Annotated in this window: 18 protein-coding genes, 1 pseudogene and 1 riboswitch; of the genes and pseudogenes, 5 read left to right on the top strand and 14 right to left on the bottom strand. The window is 72.2% G+C overall.

The genetic code is table 11. The features are described 5' to 3' along the window. Positions 1-2: 2 nt before the first annotated feature. Genes ACGH2B_RS18245 through ACGH2B_RS18235 form a run of 3 tightly spaced genes read left to right on the top strand, consistent with a single transcriptional unit; the run spans position 3 to position 2184 of the window. A complete protein-coding gene (locus ACGH2B_RS18245) occupies positions 3-1328 on the top strand; it encodes a hypothetical protein (RefSeq protein WP_399090469.1) in 1326 nt (441 codons plus the stop codon). Next, positions 1313-1990, top strand: a complete 678-nt coding sequence (locus ACGH2B_RS18240) for a hypothetical protein (protein ID WP_399090466.1) — start codon at positions 1313-1315, stop codon at positions 1988-1990. Before ACGH2B_RS18245 ends, ACGH2B_RS18240 begins: the two co-directional genes overlap by 16 nt. 29 nt (positions 1991-2019) lie before the next feature. After that, complete coding sequence (locus ACGH2B_RS18235) at positions 2020-2184, top strand: hypothetical protein (RefSeq protein ID WP_399090463.1); 165 nt, start codon at positions 2020-2022, stop codon at positions 2182-2184. On the opposite strand, the gene ACGH2B_RS18230 is transcribed toward ACGH2B_RS18235, so the two are convergent. From ACGH2B_RS18230 to ACGH2B_RS18220, 3 genes are read right to left on the bottom strand one after another with little or no spacing between them, the layout of a single operon-like run. Then, positions 2170-3186 carry an ATP-binding cassette domain-containing protein gene (locus ACGH2B_RS18230; protein ID WP_399090460.1) on the bottom strand — a complete coding sequence of 339 codons (1017 nt, stop codon included), beginning with the start codon at positions 3184-3186 and terminating at the stop codon, positions 2170-2172. The two genes, ACGH2B_RS18235 and ACGH2B_RS18230, sit on opposite strands and share 15 nt — an antisense overlap. 36 nt (positions 3187-3222) lie before the next feature. Further along, the gene (locus tag ACGH2B_RS18225; protein ID WP_399090457.1) at positions 3223-4083 is read right to left on the bottom strand and encodes an ABC transporter permease; all 861 of its coding nucleotides are present in this window, start codon (positions 4081-4083) and stop codon (positions 3223-3225) included. Beyond that, positions 4076-4873 carry an ABC transporter permease gene (locus ACGH2B_RS18220; protein WP_399090454.1) on the bottom strand — a complete coding sequence of 266 codons (798 nt, stop codon included), beginning with the start codon at positions 4871-4873 and terminating at the stop codon, positions 4076-4078. Before ACGH2B_RS18220 ends, ACGH2B_RS18225 begins: the two co-directional genes overlap by 8 nt. 565 nt (positions 4874-5438) lie before the next feature. On the opposite strand from ACGH2B_RS18220, the gene ACGH2B_RS18215 reads away from it, so the two are divergent. Next, positions 5439-7715: a transglycosylase domain-containing protein gene (locus tag ACGH2B_RS18215; protein WP_399090451.1), complete on the top strand. Its 2277-nt coding sequence runs from the start codon at positions 5439-5441 to the stop codon at positions 7713-7715. A gap of 117 nt (positions 7716-7832) precedes the next feature. Here ACGH2B_RS18215 and ACGH2B_RS18210 read toward each other — a convergent pair whose 3' ends face one another. Beyond that, positions 7833-8360 carry a DUF6790 family protein gene (locus ACGH2B_RS18210; RefSeq protein WP_399090448.1) on the bottom strand — a complete coding sequence of 176 codons (528 nt, stop codon included), beginning with the start codon at positions 8358-8360 and terminating at the stop codon, positions 7833-7835. A 58-nt stretch (positions 8361-8418) separates the two neighbouring features. Between ACGH2B_RS18210 and ACGH2B_RS18205 the strand changes: the two genes are divergently transcribed. Beyond that, complete coding sequence (locus tag ACGH2B_RS18205) at positions 8419-8838, top strand: MarR family winged helix-turn-helix transcriptional regulator (protein WP_399090445.1); 420 nt, start codon at positions 8419-8421, stop codon at positions 8836-8838. Positions 8839-8941: 103 nt separating this feature from the next. On the opposite strand, the gene ACGH2B_RS18200 is transcribed toward ACGH2B_RS18205, so the two are convergent. The 10 genes and pseudogenes from ACGH2B_RS18200 to ACGH2B_RS18155 all read right to left on the bottom strand — a co-directional run bounded on the left by ACGH2B_RS18200 (position 8942) and on the right by ACGH2B_RS18155 (position 16067). Then, a complete protein-coding gene (locus ACGH2B_RS18200; RefSeq protein ID WP_345084734.1) occupies positions 8942-9262 on the bottom strand; it encodes a multidrug efflux SMR transporter in 321 nt (106 codons plus the stop codon). A 32-nt stretch (positions 9263-9294) separates the two neighbouring features. Continuing rightward, positions 9295-9358: riboswitch (guanidine-III (ykkC-III) riboswitch) on the bottom strand. Positions 9359-9528: 170 nt separating this feature from the next. Beyond that, complete coding sequence (gene ectA, locus ACGH2B_RS18195) at positions 9529-10065, bottom strand: diaminobutyrate acetyltransferase (RefSeq protein WP_399090441.1); 537 nt, start codon at positions 10063-10065, stop codon at positions 9529-9531. Continuing rightward, positions 10062-10466 (bottom strand): ectoine synthase, encoded by a 405-nt coding sequence (locus ACGH2B_RS18190; protein WP_399090438.1) that lies wholly within the window; start codon positions 10464-10466, stop codon positions 10062-10064. The genes ectA and ACGH2B_RS18190 overlap by 4 nt, the downstream gene beginning before the upstream one ends. Positions 10467-10559: 93 nt before the next feature. Then, a complete protein-coding gene (locus tag ACGH2B_RS18185) occupies positions 10560-10814 on the bottom strand; it encodes an acyl carrier protein (protein WP_399090435.1) in 255 nt (84 codons plus the stop codon). A 38-nt stretch (positions 10815-10852) separates the two neighbouring features. Beyond that, a complete protein-coding gene (locus ACGH2B_RS18180) occupies positions 10853-12379 on the bottom strand; it encodes a class I adenylate-forming enzyme family protein (protein ID WP_399090432.1) in 1527 nt (508 codons plus the stop codon). Next, positions 12379-12813: a hotdog fold domain-containing protein gene (locus tag ACGH2B_RS18175; protein WP_399097104.1), complete on the bottom strand. Its 435-nt coding sequence runs from the start codon at positions 12811-12813 to the stop codon at positions 12379-12381. The genes ACGH2B_RS18180 and ACGH2B_RS18175 overlap by 1 nt, the downstream gene beginning before the upstream one ends. Positions 12814-12945: 132 nt before the next feature. After that, positions 12946-13257 (bottom strand): annotated as a pseudogene (locus ACGH2B_RS18170) (holo-ACP synthase); the annotation flags it as partial. Further along, complete coding sequence (locus tag ACGH2B_RS18165) at positions 13254-14525, bottom strand: type III PLP-dependent enzyme (RefSeq protein WP_399090429.1); 1272 nt, start codon at positions 14523-14525, stop codon at positions 13254-13256. The gene ACGH2B_RS18165 and the pseudogene ACGH2B_RS18170, both read right to left, overlap by 4 nt. A 199-nt stretch (positions 14526-14724) precedes the next feature. Next, positions 14725-15021 carry a hypothetical protein gene (locus ACGH2B_RS18160; protein WP_399090426.1) on the bottom strand — a complete coding sequence of 99 codons (297 nt, stop codon included), beginning with the start codon at positions 15019-15021 and terminating at the stop codon, positions 14725-14727. A gap of 71 nt (positions 15022-15092) precedes the next feature. Then, positions 15093-16067, bottom strand: a complete 975-nt coding sequence (locus ACGH2B_RS18155) for a LuxR C-terminal-related transcriptional regulator (RefSeq protein ID WP_399090423.1) — start codon at positions 16065-16067, stop codon at positions 15093-15095. Positions 16068-16078 lie beyond the last annotated feature (11 nt).

The following is a 16078-nucleotide window of genomic DNA, read 5'->3' as shown; positions in this document are numbered from 1 at the left end:
TTGTGAGAACAGAAATCCGCCGCAGCCCGCTGCTGCGCTGGTCCCCCGCGATAGCCGCCGTCTACTGGGGAATTCTCTACTTCCTGCTGGATTCCTGGCGCGGTCTGTGGCCCGAGACGAGTTCCGCCGTGACCCAGCCGGTGGTCGTCTTCCTCGTCGCCGGTGCGATGGCCGCGGCTCACCGCGGCTACACCGCGTCCACGTCCGAGCGGGACGACGTCTTCACCGCGCACGCCCGACCCGCGTGGCACCTCGATCTGACGCGTATCACCGCGCTGCTCGCCGGGACCGTCGGGCTGTACGCCGTCTCCGCTCTCGTCCCGCTGGTGGACACCGCGATATCCCACCCTCCGGGCAGCCCCTCCCTGTCCATGTGGGCGGCGAGCGCGCTGAGCCTGATCGCCGTGGTGGGCGTCGCCTACACCGCGGGACGGCTGATTCCCACCCGTTTCACGGCACTGGCCGCCGCGGTGTTCTGCTACCTGCTGATCTCCCTCCTGCCGCAGTACTCCGCACTCGGCTTCTGGATTCCCTCCGTCGCCGTCGTCGACCAGGAAGTCAGCCTCTCCGCCCTCGCGCTGAAGGCACTGCTCGCGGTGGCGGGATTCACCGTCGCCTGCTGCGCGTCCGCCGTCCGCACGCTGGTTCCGGGGCTGCCCGGACGGAATACCGAAAGCGGTTCGCGGGACGCCGGGAGCGGTTCCCGGAAATCCGGGAACGGCGCCGAGCACACCGGAAACACCGGGAACGGCTTGCCCCGCACGGCGTTCGCCGCCTCCGCCGTGATTCTCGTCGTCGGCGTACTCGTGGGCGGCGGCATGCCGCTCACCCAGGCGCGGATTCCCGACGGCTCCAACGTCACCTGCACCGCATCCGGCACCTCCCGGATCTGCTTCTGGGCGGACCACGCCACCTACCTCCCGGCCATGAGGCCGAGAATCGAGAAGGTGGAAGCCGTCACCCGCGAAATCGCCCCGCAGGGTGTCACCTACGCCGAGAAGGGCATTCGCGGCGAAGGCACGGGCATCGAGGTCGGGTACGGCGGCACCGCCGTATGGAGCGGTCTGATCGACGAGGCGCTGCCGCCCTTCCGGGACTGCGCGGACGAGACGGAACGCCAGCTCGAAAAGCGGGTCGCGGCATCCGCCCTGACCAGTGCGTGGGTGGAGGCGAAAGTCCGGGGCGGATCCCTCCGGGACCATTACGTGTACACCGGATTCGACCCGACCAAGCAGGTGGAGAAGGTCCTCAAGCAGCCGGAAGCCGACCAGAAGGCGCAGGCGGCACGCTGGGTGAAGACCATTTCCGCCCCGTGCGGGAAAGCGTGAACAGGGTGCGGACGGCGCTCGGTCCCCTCTCCCGCGACCGGAGTTATCTCATCCTGCGGCTACGCGCCAAAAGGCTGGGCGGACCGGTCACGGCACTCGCCCTCAGCGCCGTACTCGGCGGCATATGGGGCGCCTTCCCGCTGGTCCTTCCGTCCTTCACCGAGGATTCCGGGAAACAGACCACGCTGATCGAACTGCTGCCGCTCCTCACCGGCGCGGCGGTCGCCCTCTCCTGCCGTTCGGACCTGAGCGCATTCGAGGACGCGGCACCCCGCGAGGAAGCCCGCCTCCAGCGATGGCATCTCCTCTCCGCCACCGTCATCGCCGCGCTCGTGCAGTACGTCTCCTTCTCCTGGGGTGCCGGAGATCTGGCACAGACCGGACTGCGGAACTACCTCGGATTCCTCGGGGTGTCACTCATCGCGGCGACGCTCATCGGATACGAAAAATTCTGGGTCGCCCCGCTCGTCATCGCGTTCCCCGCCTTTTTCATCGGCAGTACGAGCGGGACCTTCCCCAGCGTGCTGTGGTCCTGGCCCACCCTGCCCGCGACGAACACCACGTCCTGGCTCGTCGCCGCCTGCTGGCTGGTGTGCGGCGCCGTCAGCTTTCTGTTCCGCACCTCTCCCCGCGTATCGCGCCTGCGGATGCGGGTGAACTGACCGGAATTTTCCACCGTAGGGAGAAACGCGTGAGGAAGAGATTCACACTCCGGGGATGGCGCCCTGTCATCACCTCCTTCGTGGTGGCGTCGGTCCTCGCGCTCGCCTTCGGCCCGGCACCGCTGCCCTGGGAGAGCGCCCACGGCTCGGACCGCGCCGTGCGGTGCGCGGGCCCCGGCTCATGCGACCGTTAGGCCCTCCACCCCCGGCGCCCCGCCCGCGTACAGCCGCGCGATGACGTCCTCGATGTCCGGCTCCCGGATCGACAGGTCCACCAGCGGATACCGCTCGGCGATGGCCGCGACCAGCGGCGCGGCGCTCGCCGAGGCGGGGAAGGCGAGCCACTGACGGGGACCGGCGACCTTGACGGTGCGGGCACCTGGGACACCGTCGATCGGCGGGAGTTCGCGGTCCAGGTCGACGACGAGGGTGCGTTCACCCTCCCCCGCCTCCCGCAGTCCCGTCAGGTGGCCGTCGTAGACGAGAGCGCCGTGATCGATGACCATCACCCGGCGGCACAGTTGCTCGATGTCGGTGAGGTCGTGGGTGGTCAGCAGGACGGTGGTGCCGCGCTCGGCGTTGACGTCGCTCAGGAAGGAACGGACCTTCGCCTTGCTGACGACGTCGAGGCCGATCGTCGGCTCGTCGAGGTAGAGCACCTCCGGATCGTGGAGCAGCGCCGCCGCGATGTCACCGCGCATCCGCTGGCCCAGCGAGAGCTGCCGTACGGGGACGTCCAGCAGCGGCGCGAGGTCGAGCAGTTCCACACAGCGTTCGAGGTTGGCGCGGTAGGTGGCGTCCGGGACGCGGTACATCCGGCGGACCAGTTCGTAGGAGTCCTTCAGCGGCAGGTCCCACCACAGGGTGGTGCGCTGGCCGAAGACGACGCCGATCCGGCGGGCCAGCCGCAGGCGGCCACCGGCGGCGCCGCCCGCACCGGAGCGGGCGAACGGGTCGATACCGGCGACGCGCAGCCGCCCGGCGCTGGGCATCAGAATGCCCGTCAGCATCTTGATCGTGGTGGACTTCCCGGCGCCGTTCGGGCCGATGTAGCCGACCATCTCGCCGCGGGCGACGGTGAAGTCCAGCCCGGCGACGGCCCGCACCTCCTCGCGGACCCGGCGCAGCCGCCCCGCCTTCCGCCGGACGGAGAAGACCTTCTCCACCCCGGCGACCTCGATCAGCGCCTCTGTCACCACAACTCCCTTTCCTCATAAGCCTGTTGGTTCATGTCAGCTACCCGTGCTGCGGTACGCGGACAGGGCGCGGCGCCAGAGCAGACCCGCGGCCGTGCAGAGCAGCGCGGCGACCGCCGGGCCCAGGAAGGCCACCCACCGCGGCAGGCCCAGCGGTTCGGGGCGGCCCAGCAGCCAGAGGGCGGGCATCCAGTTCACGAAGGCCAGCGGGACGATGAAGATCACCCCGCGCACCAGGTCCTGGCCGAAGACCGCCGGCGGGTACTGGAGCATCGTCCGGCCGCCGTAGGTGAAGGAGTTCTGCACCTGCGCGGCGTCCTGCGCCCAGAACTGGAAGGCGGCGCCCGCGATGTAGACCGCCCCGAAGATCGCGGCGCCGGTCAGGACCGTCACCGGCACCATCAGCACCCGGCCCGGCGTCCACTCCACCTCGACATGGGCGAGCGCCCAGCAAAGCACCAGCAGCGCCTGGAAGATCCCGCCCAGCCGCCGCAGCGCGAACCGGTCGGCCGCCAACTGCGCGAGGACCGGCACCGGACGCAGCAGCAGCGTGTCCAGTGTGCCGTCGCGGATCCGCCTGCCGAGCCGGTCCATGTTGCCCATCAGCAGGTCCGCGAGGTTCATCGCGGTGCCCGCCAGCCCGTAGAGCAGCGCCACCTCGGCCAGCGAGAAGCCACCGAGGGCGTCGATGCGGGAGAACATCAGCAGCAGCGCGACGAAGTCCAGCGCGGTCGCGGCGAAGTTGCCGACCGTCATCATCGCGAACGACGCGCGGTAGGCGAGCGTCGAGCGGATCCACATCCACACCAGCAGCCGGTAGGCGCGCAGCCCCTGGGCCACCACCTCCGCCCGGCCCCCGGCATCCGCCGCGCGGGCCGCCCGTACCTGGTCAGCCACCGTTCACCACCACCTTCCGGGTCGCGTACGACTGGACGAGCCGGCCCAGCGCGAGCAGCGCCAGCGCCCAGGCGGCCTGGAACAGCAGACCGTGCAGCGCGTCCGCGCCGGTGCGGGCGCCGAGGAGGATGTCGGCGGGCACCTGGAGCAGCGCCGACCAGGGCAGCACCTGCGCGGCGTGCGCGAGGGCGTCGGGGAAGACCGGCAGCGGCAGCACCATGCCGGAGAAGAACAGCGCCGCCAGGCCCGCGATCATCGCCAGCCCGGCGCCGTCCAGCAGCCAGAACGCCGTGAGGGCCGCGAGATACCGCAGCCCGAAGCTGACGACGGCGGCCAGCACCGCCGAGGTCAGGAACAGCAGCCAGGTCCACGGCTCGTCGGGCAGCGCGAGGGTGAAGAAGCAGGCACCGACGGCGAGCGGCACGATGCCCCGGGCGAAGAGGTGGAGCACCGCCCGCCCGAGGTCGGCGGCGAGCCACCACAACTGGAGATCGGCGGGGCGGTGCAGGTCCACCACGATGTCGCCGGTGCGGATGCGGTCCTGGAGTTCGTCGATACCGCCGCCGCCCATCAGCGAGGTGGCGGCGAGCAGCGCCTGACCGGTCCAGGCGAAGGTCATGGCCTGCGGCAGGTCGTAGCCGCCGAGGTGGGGCCGCTGGTCCCAGAGGGCGGTGTAGGAGTAGGCGATGATGAAGCCGAAGACGGTGTTGGTGAAGACACCGGACGCGGTGGCGGTCCGGTAGGTGGCGTAGCGCCGGAAACTTCCGGTCGCCACGGCCGCGTACAGCATCGGTCCGTTTCTCCCTTTCCTGTGCGGCGCCGCGGGCGTGGCCGCGCGCGGGCGGCCGGCGCCGGGGCGCGGGGGTACGGCGCCCGGTCGGCCGGGCGCGCGGGTGCCCGGAACACCGGGCGCAGGGGTGCCCGCCCGTGAACGCCGGACCGGGCGGTGCCGGGCGGGCGCGTACGGACGCGGCGGCCGGGCGGGGTGCGGAGGCGGACGGGGAGTCGGGGGCGGGCGACGGGCGCCGCCCCGGGCGGTTTCCGGAGGCGGGCGCGCCGGGCGCCGGGGCCCGGCGGCGTACGTGCCGGGCGCGGAGGCCCGGCGGCAAACCCCAGACCCTAGCGGCACGTCCGCCACGGGCACCACCGCATTAATCACCCGCCGGAGGGAGCCGGCACCGCCGTCCGGCCGCGGGCCGAACGGTCACCGGTGTGTGCCGTACCCCGGGGAACGGATCGGATGATGCGACAGTACATACCGGCACATGAATCACTAATCCGCCCATCTCCCGCATTCCGTACGGCGCCGGTCCGCCGCGGCACCCGCCCGGCGCGGCAGAGGAGTCCCACCAGACATGAGCGAAGAGCCGCACGGCCCGGAGAACGGCGACCCCCGGACGTGGGGGCCGCGCCCCGGTAAGGAGAAGGGCGACGCCCGGCGCCCGCGCCGCACCGGCTGGCGCCGCGCCTTCCCCACCTGGCGGATGGTCCTCGGCGCCGCCCTGCTGATCGTGCTGGTCGTCGGCGGCGGACTGGTCGCCGGCTATCTCCTCGTCGACATCCCCGAGGCCAACAGCGCCGCCCGCGCCCAGAGCAACGTCTACCTCTACGCCGACGGCTCCGAACTGGCCCGCGACGGCGACATCAACCGCGAGAGCGTCCGCCTCGCCCAGATCCCGAAGAACATCCGGCACGCCGTCCTCGCCGCCGAGGACCGCGACTTCTACTCCGAATCCGCCGTCGACCCCGCCGCGATGGTCCGCGCCGCCTGGAACACCGCCACCGGCAAGGGCAAACAGTCCGGCTCGACCATCACCCAGCAGTACGTCAAGAACTACTACCTCGGCCAGGAACAGACCCTCACCCGCAAGGCCAAGGAGTTCTTCATCGCCATCAAGCTGGACCGCGAGGAGAGCAAGGACACGATCCTGGAGGGCTACCTCAACACCAGCTACTTCGGCCGCAACGCCTACGGCATCCAGGCCGCCGCCCAGGCGTACTACGGCAAGAACGTCGACCAGCTCACCACCGGCCAGGGCGCCTACCTCGCCGCCCTCCTCAACGCCCCCAGCGCGTACGACGTCATCGCCCACCCCGAGAACCGCCCCCGCGTCCTGGGCCGCTGGAAGTACGTCCTCAACGGCATGGTCAAGGAGCACTGGCTCAGCGCCGCCGACCGGGACGCCATGACCTTCCCCGCCCCCCGCGCCACCACCACGCCCAACGGCCTGAGCGGTCAGCGCGGTTACGTCGTCAAGGCCGTCACCGACTACCTCACCGACCACCACCTCGTCGACGAGGACACCCTGCGCTCCGGCGGCTACCGCATCACCACCACCCTGGAGCGGAAGAGCCAGGAAGCCCTGAACCACGCCGTCGACGCCAAACTGACCGACCGGCTCAGCGACAAACGGCCGGTCGACGCCGCCGTCCGCGCCGGTGGCGCCTCCATCGACCCGGCGACCGGCCGCGTCGTCGCCCTCTACGGCGGCACCGACTACGCCCAGCAGTACGTCAACAGCGCCACCCGCCGCGACTACCAGGTCGGCTCCGTCTTCAAGCCGCTGGTCTTCGCCGCCGCCGTACAGAACCGCTCTCGCACCCAGAGCGGCGCCCGCATCACCCCGAACACCCCCTACGACGGCACCAACAAGCGCATGACCGTCCAGCGCGGACACCCCACCGGCTTCGCCCCCGCCAACGAGGACAACCGCTCGTACGGGAACATCACCGTCACCGCCGCCATGGACAAGTCCGTCAACGCCGTCTTCGCGCAGATGGGCATCGACGTCGGCCCCGCCAAGGTCAAGGACACCGCCGTCGCCCTCGGCATCCCCGAGGACGCCCCGGGCCTGGCCACCTCCCAGGGCGCCATCTCGCTGGGCACCGCCACCCCCAGCGTCCTGGACATGGCCCAGGTCTACGCCACCCTCGCCCACCACGGACGGCACCGCCCGTACACCCTCGTCGCCAAGGTCACCCGGAACGGACAGCCGCTCCCGCTGCCCGACCGGCCGGAGACCACCGCGGTCAGCCGCGCCGCCGCCGACACCACGACCGCCGTGCTCCGCAGCGTCGTCGAGGGCGGCACCGCCACCGCCGCCCAGGCCGCCGGGCGGCCCGCCGCCGGCAAGACCGGCACCGCCGAGGACGACAAGGCCGCGTGGTTCGCCGGGTACACCCCCGAACTCGCCACCGTCGTCGCCGTCCTCGGCCAGCACCCCGACACCGCGGCCCAACAACCGCTCTACGGCGCCGCCGGGCTGCCCCGGGTCAACGGCGGCGGCTTCCCCGCCCAGATCTGGGCCGACTACACGGCCGCCGCGCTGCGCGGGAAGCCGGTCCGCTCCTTCGACCTGAAGCCCGAGCCCGGCACCAAGACCCCCGCCTCCCCCGGCCCGTCCGCCTCCGGCACCACCCCGAAACCCTCCGGCTCCACCACCCCCGCCCCCGGCTCCACCCCGCCCTCCGGCGGCCCGCGGCGCCCCACCGGCCCCGCAGCCCCCACCGCGGGCCCGCCGCCCCCCGGCGGCAGCGGCGGCACCGGGGAGGGCGAGGACGGCGGCACGGGCGAGGACGGCGGCGGCGAGAACGACGGCGGGGGCGGTACGGACGAGGGGGACGGCTACTAGGAGGGAGCGCCGGACGGTCCCGGGCGGCCGCCGGACGGCGCGCGGCCCGGACGCCGGTCCCGCCGCCGGGTCGGTGAAGGGTGTCGTTCTCCACGGTCCGGAACGTCTCCCCGCGGCTCAGGCGACGGCGGGCGCGGCGGGGCCGGACACGGCCTCCAGGCGCCGGGACCGTACGGCTAGAACGATCATGACCGCGGGGAGCAGGAGGTCGGTGACGAGGACGCCGCCGGTGTTGCCGGGGGCGTGGTCACCGCCGGCGAACCACTGGTAGAGGTGGCCGGCCAGGGCTCCCCAGAGGAACATACCGCCGCCGAGCCCGATGGTGACGCGCTCGCGGGCGGACGCCGAAGCGGCCCGGAAGCCCATGACGGCGAGCCCGAGGTTGGCGAAGGCGATCTCGAACAGGAAGGGCGTCCGGTCGAAGCCGATCGCGGTGGCCATGACGTCCGGGAAGGCCAGGAACGCGACCGTCATCCACAGGCTGCCGCAGCCGAAGGCGCCGATGGCCCACCAGCGCTGCCAGATCTCCAGCGCCTGGCGGGGTGACGTGGCACGGCGGGCCCGCAGGAAGGCTCCGGCGGCCGGGACCAGGATCCAGACCAGCGGGAAGGCGGATTGGGCGAGGTAGGAGAACGTGAGGTTCATGGACCTCATTCTTAACTCGTTAATATTAACCCGTCAACAGTCGGGTACAGTGGGAGCCGTGGATGACGGACTCGCAGACGCACTGCACCGCGTGGTCATGCTGATGGGCGAGGCGGCCCGGCGGCGCACCGACGGCCCCGACGCCCTGACCTACAGTCAGGTACGGCTGCTGGGCACGCTGGAGGAGATCGAACCGGCGACACAGCACCGGCTCGCCCAGGCGCTCTCGGTCTCCGACCCGGCGATCAGCCGGGCGCTGCGCCCGCTCGAAGCGGCCGCTCTGGTGCGGATCACCGTCGACCCCGGACACGCGCGACGGCGGCTGGTCCGCCTCACCGACGCCGGACGGGACGCCTTCCACGCCGCCGGCGAGCCGCTCGGCGAGGAACTGCGGACCGCGCTCGTCGCCGCCGGTTTCCCCTACGAGCGCTACCTCGACGACACCCTCCGGCTGGCCGAACTGCTCGCCTCCGACTGAACACACCGCCCCGTCGCCGCGGCGGCGCCGCCCCGGACAGCGGCGCGCTCCGGCAACCGCGCGGAAACCACGGTCCCGGAGCGCGCACCGCCGCCCCGCGGGCTCAGTGGCCCGAGGTCGCCTTGAGGCCCACCACCGCGACCAGCAGCAGGCAGATGAAGAAGATCCGGGCGGCGGTCACCGGCTCCCCCAGCACCACCATCCCGACCACCGCCGCACCGGCGGCGCCGATCCCGACCCACACGCCGTACGCCGTACCGATCGGCACCGTACGCGCCGCGACCGACAGCATCAGCATGCTCGCCACGATCCCCGCGCCGGTGAACACGCTCGGCCACAGCCGCGTGAACCCGTCGGTGAACTTCATCCCGATCGACCAGCCGACCTCCAGCAGACCGGCGACCGCGAGCAGGATCCATGCCATGACGGCACCTCCGTGAAAAGCGCTTCAACAGGGGTGCGTCGTCTTTTCCTGCCCGGTACGGCGCGTCTCGTCGGGTGCTTTCGAGGCTAGCAACGCGGCCCGCCGCACGGGCGGTGACCTCGATCACCGCCCGGACCGCGCGGGCCCGCGCCCGTACGGCGAGGTGCCCGGGAAAGCCGCGTGCCCCGCCCCGGGGGAAGACGGGACGGGGCACGCGGCGGGACGGCGCCGCGGGCGCTCAGGCGCCGGTGAGCGACCGCCGGCGCTCAACCGCCGGTGATCGGGCCGATGCGGTAGAGGACCTCGTCGTGGTGGCTGCCGTCGGGGAAGAGCGCGGCGGGGAAGAGGACCTCGGTGTGCACCGGGGCGGCGTGCTTCTTGGCGAACTGCTTGAGCACCATGATGATCGCTCTGTTGTCGGCCGAGACGGTCGCCTCGACGTACCGGGCACCGCGGGCCACCTCACGGTCCGCGGCCGCCTGGAACAGCTTCACACCGAGGAACGGAATGCCGTGCCGGGGGCTGACCGCGGTCTGCCAGACGAAATAGGTGCCGGGCTCGTCCGGCCGCCGGTAGCCGGTGAGGAAGCCGACGGTCGTCCCGTCCACGGTGGCCAGCAGCGAGGTGTCGGCGAAGTCCCGGAACCACAGGGTGTAGTAGTACGGGCTGTTGGAATCCAGGCCCGGGGTGTCCTTGACGAGCTGCCAGACGACGGGGCCGTCCGCCGCCCCGGGGTTCCGGTAGGCGATGTCCTTGGCCTTCGGGCCGGTGTCGTCCACCGCGCCGGGGACGGCGTTGCTCACGCGGAGGACTCCTCGGTCAGCAGCGGGTAGACGCCGTTGGCGTCGTGGTCCTCACGGCCGGTCACCGGCGGGTTGAAGACGCAGACGAACTTGGAGTCGACCCTGGGCCGGAGCGTGTGCCGCTCGTGACCGTCGAGCAGGTACATCGTCCCCGGAGTGATCAGGTGCTTCTCACCGGTCTCCTCATTGGTGAGTTCGGTCTCCCCCTCGGTGCAGAGGACCGCCTCGATGTGGTTCGCATAGTGCATCGTCGTCTCGGTACCGGCGTACACGGTCGTCTCGTGGAGGGAGAAGCCCACGCCCTCCCGGGCCAGCACGATGCGCTTGCTTTCCCAGGTGCCGAGGTGGCCCTTGACGTGGCGGTCGGTGTTCTCGACGTCCTGGAAGGAACGGATGATCACGGCGCGGTTTCCTTTCTCGGGGGCCTGACGGCCGGGAGGGAACGGCCGGGGCGGCAGGGACCGCCGTCCGGCCGGGGGTGCCGGACGGCGGTCTCAGGCGCCGGCCAGTTGGCCGAGCACGAAATCGGTGAAGGTGTCGACGGAGACGAAGTCCTCCACCTCCAGCTCCTCGGGGTCCACGGTGAGGCCGATGGAGTCCTCCAGGGCCATCAGCATCTCCAGCATCGTGGTCGAGTCGAGGTGGAGGTCGTCGAAGAGTCTGACCTGCCCGTGCAGGTCCGTGACCGGGCGCTCCAGTACGTCGGTGAGCGCGGACTCCAGGGCCTGGCGCACGTCGTTGCGGTCCATGACGGTTCCTTTCCGAAGAGGGCGGAGGGGCCGGCCGGTCAGCCGGCCGTGGTCGGGTGCCCGGCCGGGGGCCCGACCAGGAGCGCCAGCCGCTTGCGGTCGACCTTCCCGTTGCCGTTGACCGGGAGCTGCGGGAGGTGGACGCAGCGGCGCGGGATCTTGAACGGTTCGATGTGCTGCGGCAGGAGCCGCCGGACCTCGTCGCCGGTCAGCTCGCCGGTGACGGCCAGGACGGCGGGCCTGTCCTCCGTGGGCGCGAGGACCGCGGCGGCCGTCACGCCCGGTATCTTCCGCGCCGCCGCCTCGACCTCGGTGGTGGAGATGCGGAAGCCGCGTTCCTTGTAGAGGTCGTCGCGGCGGCCCGAGAAGTAGAGGTAGCCGTCCTCGTCCAGCCAGCCGTAATCCCCGGTACGGAGTTCGGGGAACAGGCCGTCGACGCGCGGGAAGCGCTCGGCGTCGAGGTCCGGACGCCGCCAGTACCCGGCCATCACATGCGGCCCGCGCACCACGAACTGGCCGATCTCGCCGGGCGCCAGCCGCTCCCCGTCGTCACCGATCACGAAGACCTCGGTGCCGGGCAGCGGCACCCCGCAGGAGCCGGGACGGCCCAGGTCCCCGTCCACCGGCATGATCGCGGTCCGCTTGCACTCGGTCAGCCCGTACATGACCTGGATACGCAGGTCGGGGAGGGCTTCGCGGAGTTCGGCCAGGGTGGACTCGGCGAGGGCGGCGCCGGTGTTGGTGAGCAGCCGGAGCTTGCCGGGCCCGCCGCCGCTGCTGCGGCGCACCAGCCAGGCGAGCCGGTCGGCCACGGTGGGGACGGCGGGCAGCACCGTCGCCCCGGTCTCCGCCAGCCGGCGCAGCAGCGGCGGCCCGGCCTCGGCGCTGGTGCCGAGGTAGAGGCAGGCGCCGCTGAGCGCGGCCAGATGGACCTGGTAGAGGCCGTAGTCGAAGGAGAGCGGCAGCGGGCAGAAGATCACGTCGTCCGCGCGGTAGCGCAGGCACCGCTGGATCGCGGTGGCGGCGAACAGCACCTGCTGATGGGTGCTGACCACCGCCTTCGGCAAGGACGTGGTGCCCGAGGTGTAGATCAGGCTGACCGGGTCGACGGGCAGCGGGCCCGGCGCCTGCAGCCGCGGGGCGGTGTGCGCCGGTTGGCCGGGGTCGTCGCCGGTGAGCGCGTCGAGAAGGAGGAAGCGGGCGCCGTGGTCGGCCGCGTCCTTGTGGACACTGTCGTCGTCGCAGACCACGACGCGGGGCTCGCAGTCCGCCAGGACGTGCCGCAGCGGCTCGCCGCGGACCTGCTCGTGCAGGACGCTGAAGACCGCGCCCAGCCGGGACGCCGCGTAGGCGGCCAGGACGATACCGATGCCGTGGGCGTCACCGGCGGTGATGACGACGCGGTCGCCGCGGCCGAGCCCCGCGGCCCGGAGCCGCACGGCGGTCCGGGCGACCGCCGCCTCGAACTCGGCGTAGGTCAGGGCGCCGTGCTGCGAGCGGAGGGCGGGCGCGTGCGGGTGCCGGGCGGCGGCGCTCTCCAGGATGTCGTGCAGGACGCCGTGCATCACTTCTCCTTGCGGCGGGGCGGATACGGGATCACGGTGGTGGCGGTGGCCGCACACACCAACTGGGGCTCGTCGAGCACGTACGCGCGGCTGGGCCCGTCCTCCGGGGAGCCGGCGATGACCTTGTGCGCCTCCAGCTCGACGACGCGGCGCAGCCGGGTGCTGCGCACGAGCCGGCCCCGCGCCTCGATGTAGTCGCCGGGCCGGACGGGGGCGGCGAACCGGACGTCGTGGTACTGCGCCAGCAGCCCCTCGTCGCCGTCGGTGCGGACGGTGATCTCCGTGACGAGGTCGCCGAAGAGACGCAGGATGCGGGCGCCGTCGACGACGCCGCCCCCGTAGTGGGCGTCCTCCTGGCCGATCCTCAGCCGTAACGACGCGACGGCCTCGGGGGCTCCGTCACGGGGGGAGCGGGCGGCGGCAGCTTGGGTCATGGGCTGCTTCAACTCCTTGGATGGGGCGGGCGGCAAGGAAGGTGCGCCAGATGCGGACGGCGGCGGCACACAGATCGCCACGGCCGTCACGACGTTCTGTTTGTGGGCGATGGACAGCGCCACCGGCCAGGTCACCAGCCGGGCGGCACGGCCCCGGAACCGCACCTCGGGGGCGCCGCCGCCGGTGCGCCGCACATCGATCTCGTGCGGCGGGAGACCTTGCAGCAGGCCGATGCCGAGGGATTTCATGACGGCTTCCTTGGCGGCGAACCGGCCGGCGAGGAATTCGGCGCGGCGCTCACCGTCCAGCAGGTCGGCGTCCGCGAGTTCCCGGGGCGAGAAACAGAACCGGAGGAACCACGGCCGGGTCAGCAGACGGCTGAGTTCCCCGCGGTCCAGGACGTCGATGCCGACGCGGACCGGCGGGGCGCCCGGCCCGCTCACGAAGTGGGGTTCAGGTCTACGAGGCGCTGCTTGGCCAGCAGGTCGTCACTGGTGTCGCGCTCGCGCACCAGGTGCGCCTCACCCCGGTAGGTCAGCACCTCGGCGGGGAAGCCGTGGCTGAGGAAGAGCCCGGGGGAGGCGGTGGGGCCGTACGCCCCGGAGCGGGCCACGCCCAGCAGATCGCCGGGGCGGACCTCGGGGAGCCGGACCCGCTTGGCGATCACGTCGTTGGGCGTACAGAGCGGGCCGGTCACGGTGTAGGCGTGCAGCGCCGGGTCGTCCGGGCGGGTGAGGTGCCGGATCGGGAAGTTCCGCTTGACGAAGCTGCCGACGCCGACAGCGGCCATGTGGTGGTTGGTCCCGCCGTCCGCGACCGCGAAGAGGTCCCCCATCGATTCCTTCACGTACCGGACCTCGACCACGTACGTACCGGACATCGCCGTCAGATAGCGGCCCAGTTCCATGATCAGCCGGCAGCCGGGGTGCCGTCCGGCGAACCGCTCGACGGCGGCGGTGATCCGCTCCCCCAGGGCCGGCAGGTCCAGATCGGACTCGTTGTCGAAGTAGGCGACGCCCAGACCGCCGCCGAAGTCCACCGTCTCCAGCGGGAAGCCCAGTTCGGCGGCGAGCCGCTCGGCCATCTCCAGGATGCGTTCGGTGTTGCCCGCGACATCGTCGTGGTGCAGGAACCGCGTCCCCATGTACGCGTGGACGCCCCGCACCCGGACGTGCCGCGCCCCGGCCAGCAGGCTCTTGGCACCCCGTAGCGTCTCCTCGTCGATCCCGAACTGGCGGGGCTTGCCCCCCATCGCCAGCCCCGAACCCTTGCTGCCGAAGGCGGGATTGACCCGGAGCATCACCGGGCACGGCGCGCCACCGCGCTTTGCCACCAGCCGGTCGAGCCGGACGATCTCGTCGAGCGATTCGCACACCACGGCGTGGATGCCCGCGTCCAGGCACGCGAGGAGTTCCCGCTCGTCCTTCCCGGGCCCGAGGAAGATGATGTCCTCGGGGGCGGCACCGGCCCGCAGCGCGGTGCGCAGTTCCACGTACGACGAGACCTCCGCGCCGGCGCCGAGCCCGCGCAGGAACGCGCAGACGCTGACGTTCGGGTTCGCCTTGAGCGAGTAGAACACCTCGACCCGCCGCGGCAGACTGCGGCGCAACGCGTCGTAGGTCCGGGCCAGCACCTCCCCCTCGTAGACGTACAACGGCGTCCCGAACCGCTCGGCGAGCGCGCGGTGGCCGGACGGATGGCCCTCAGACATCTGCGTGCTCACCCCGCACGGCGATCGCGGGTAAGCGCACGGGAACGGGTGCGGACGCCCCGGACCGGGCCCGGTGGGCCAGTGGTGAACGCATCGTCTCCCCCTTCTGAGGGTGCCGGTGTCGGACGAGAACGATCATGATTCGTCCCAGCACCCCCACGGAAGGGGGAGACGGCGGCCGTAACAGGCCCTGGACTGTTCAGTCCTCGGGCCCGGGCGGCAGCAGCGGCACCTCCGCGCGGTACAGACGCCAGCCGGCCAGTGCGGTGCGCTCGCTCACCGTGTTCCAGATGTCCCGCGCCGCCGACTCCGCCTCCTCCAGACTGCCGATCCGCAAATACAGCCCGACCACCGGATACGGCTCGGCCGACGGATGCACCGACACATGGTCGAGAAGGTCCGGGACCGCGTTCCGGTACAGGTCCGACCTCAGCCCCGGGGGCAGGACGGCGGAGGCTCCCGGAGGGACCAGTGTGAGGTGGACGAGGTACATCATGGGCGTCCGTCGCGTATCAGGGATGGGCAAGGCAAGAGGGCCGACGGCCCGGGGACACATCACCCCGGACGTCACTCGCGTATCAGCCCCCGCAGTGCCGCGATCGCCCCCGCCTGGAAGCGGCTGCGCGCTCCGAGACGGGTCATCACCGTGGCCGCGATCCGGCGCGCCGTGCGGTGCGAGACACCGAGCCGTTTCGCCACCCCCTCGTCCGTATGGCCCTCCAGCAGCAGCCGGAGCACCTCCGCCTCCTGCCGGCTCACCGTCCCGCCGCCGCGCGCCGGGGCGGGCTCCCGCAGCTCCTGGGCGGTGCGCCACAGACCGTCGAACTGCGCGGAGAGCAGGGAGACCAGCGCCGGCGCCTCCGTCACCAGCGCTTCCAGCTCGCCCTTGCGGTCCTGCTGGAGGACGAAGGCGACGCGCCGGCCGCAGAGGAGGAACGGGCCGGGCAGCGACGGCGCGGTCCGCACCCGGCAGCCGCGCGAGGCGAGCTGCGTCACCTGCGCCGCCGGCTCGGGGGCCGTACGGACGCTGTCGAGGAAGAGGGCCCGTACGGTGCCGCCGCCCTCCAGCACGCGGTGGCAGGCGGGCAGCGACAGCCGCCACTCGGCGCTCTGCCGCGGGCGGCCGGAGACACACGCGTGCACCGCCGTGCCCGGTGCGGAGCCGGCCCTCACCAGCCGGTCCTGGATGTTGTCCGTACCGTGCAGGATCTCGATGCCGTCGCCGTGGAGGGCGGCCGCGGGCGCGGCCACTTCCACGGTCAGCCGCAGGGCGGCGGCCCGTGCCTCCTGGAGACGCTGCTGCTGCGCGGCGAGCGCGGCTTCCTGACGGGCCAGGAGTAACTCGGCGGCGAGTTCCGGCTGCACGGTGTGCAGCCGGGACGGATCGTCCGTGGCGGGGCGTATCAGGGACATCGCGCTCAGGTCGTCGAGGGCTTCGCGGACCCGGTGTTCGGGGAGCCCGAGGCGGGCGGCGAGTCCCGCCGCCCCCTCCTGCGGGTGCGTGAGCATCCCGCGGTAGACCGCTTCGGTGGCCGTACTCATTCCCAGTGCCT

This window comes from Streptomyces sp. BBFR2 (genome assembly GCF_044497305.1).
Taxonomy (GTDB): domain Bacteria; phylum Actinomycetota; class Actinomycetes; order Streptomycetales; family Streptomycetaceae; genus Streptomyces.
Note: the sequence above shows the minus strand (reverse complement) of the source record. Positions and strands in the feature narration are given on the sequence as shown.

Coding starts and splice junctions, on each gene's coding strand:
- ACGH2B_RS18200 (WP_345084734.1), bottom strand. CDS start 9,262: ATGGCATGGATCCTGCTCGCGGTCGCCGGTCTGCTGGAGGTCGGCTGG.
- ACGH2B_RS18175 (WP_399097104.1), bottom strand. CDS start 12,813: ATGACCCAAGCTGCCGCCGCCCGCTCCCCCCGTGACGGAGCCCCCGAG.
- ACGH2B_RS18220 (WP_399090454.1), bottom strand. CDS start 4,873: ATGCTGTACGCGGCCGTGGCGACCGGAAGTTTCCGGCGCTACGCCACC.
- ACGH2B_RS18215 (WP_399090451.1), top strand. CDS start 5,439: ATGAGCGAAGAGCCGCACGGCCCGGAGAACGGCGACCCCCGGACGTGG.
- ACGH2B_RS18155 (WP_399090423.1), bottom strand. CDS start 16,067: ATGAGTACGGCCACCGAAGCGGTCTACCGCGGGATGCTCACGCACCCG.
- ACGH2B_RS18160 (WP_399090426.1), bottom strand. CDS start 15,021: ATGATGTACCTCGTCCACCTCACACTGGTCCCTCCGGGAGCCTCCGCC.
- ACGH2B_RS18180 (WP_399090432.1), bottom strand. CDS start 12,379: ATGCACGGCGTCCTGCACGACATCCTGGAGAGCGCCGCCGCCCGGCAC.
- ACGH2B_RS18210 (WP_399090448.1), bottom strand. CDS start 8,360: ATGAACCTCACGTTCTCCTACCTCGCCCAATCCGCCTTCCCGCTGGTC.
- ACGH2B_RS18165 (WP_399090429.1), bottom strand. CDS start 14,525: ATGTCTGAGGGCCATCCGTCCGGCCACCGCGCGCTCGCCGAGCGGTTC.
- ACGH2B_RS18185 (WP_399090435.1), bottom strand. CDS start 10,814: ATGGACCGCAACGACGTGCGCCAGGCCCTGGAGTCCGCGCTCACCGAC.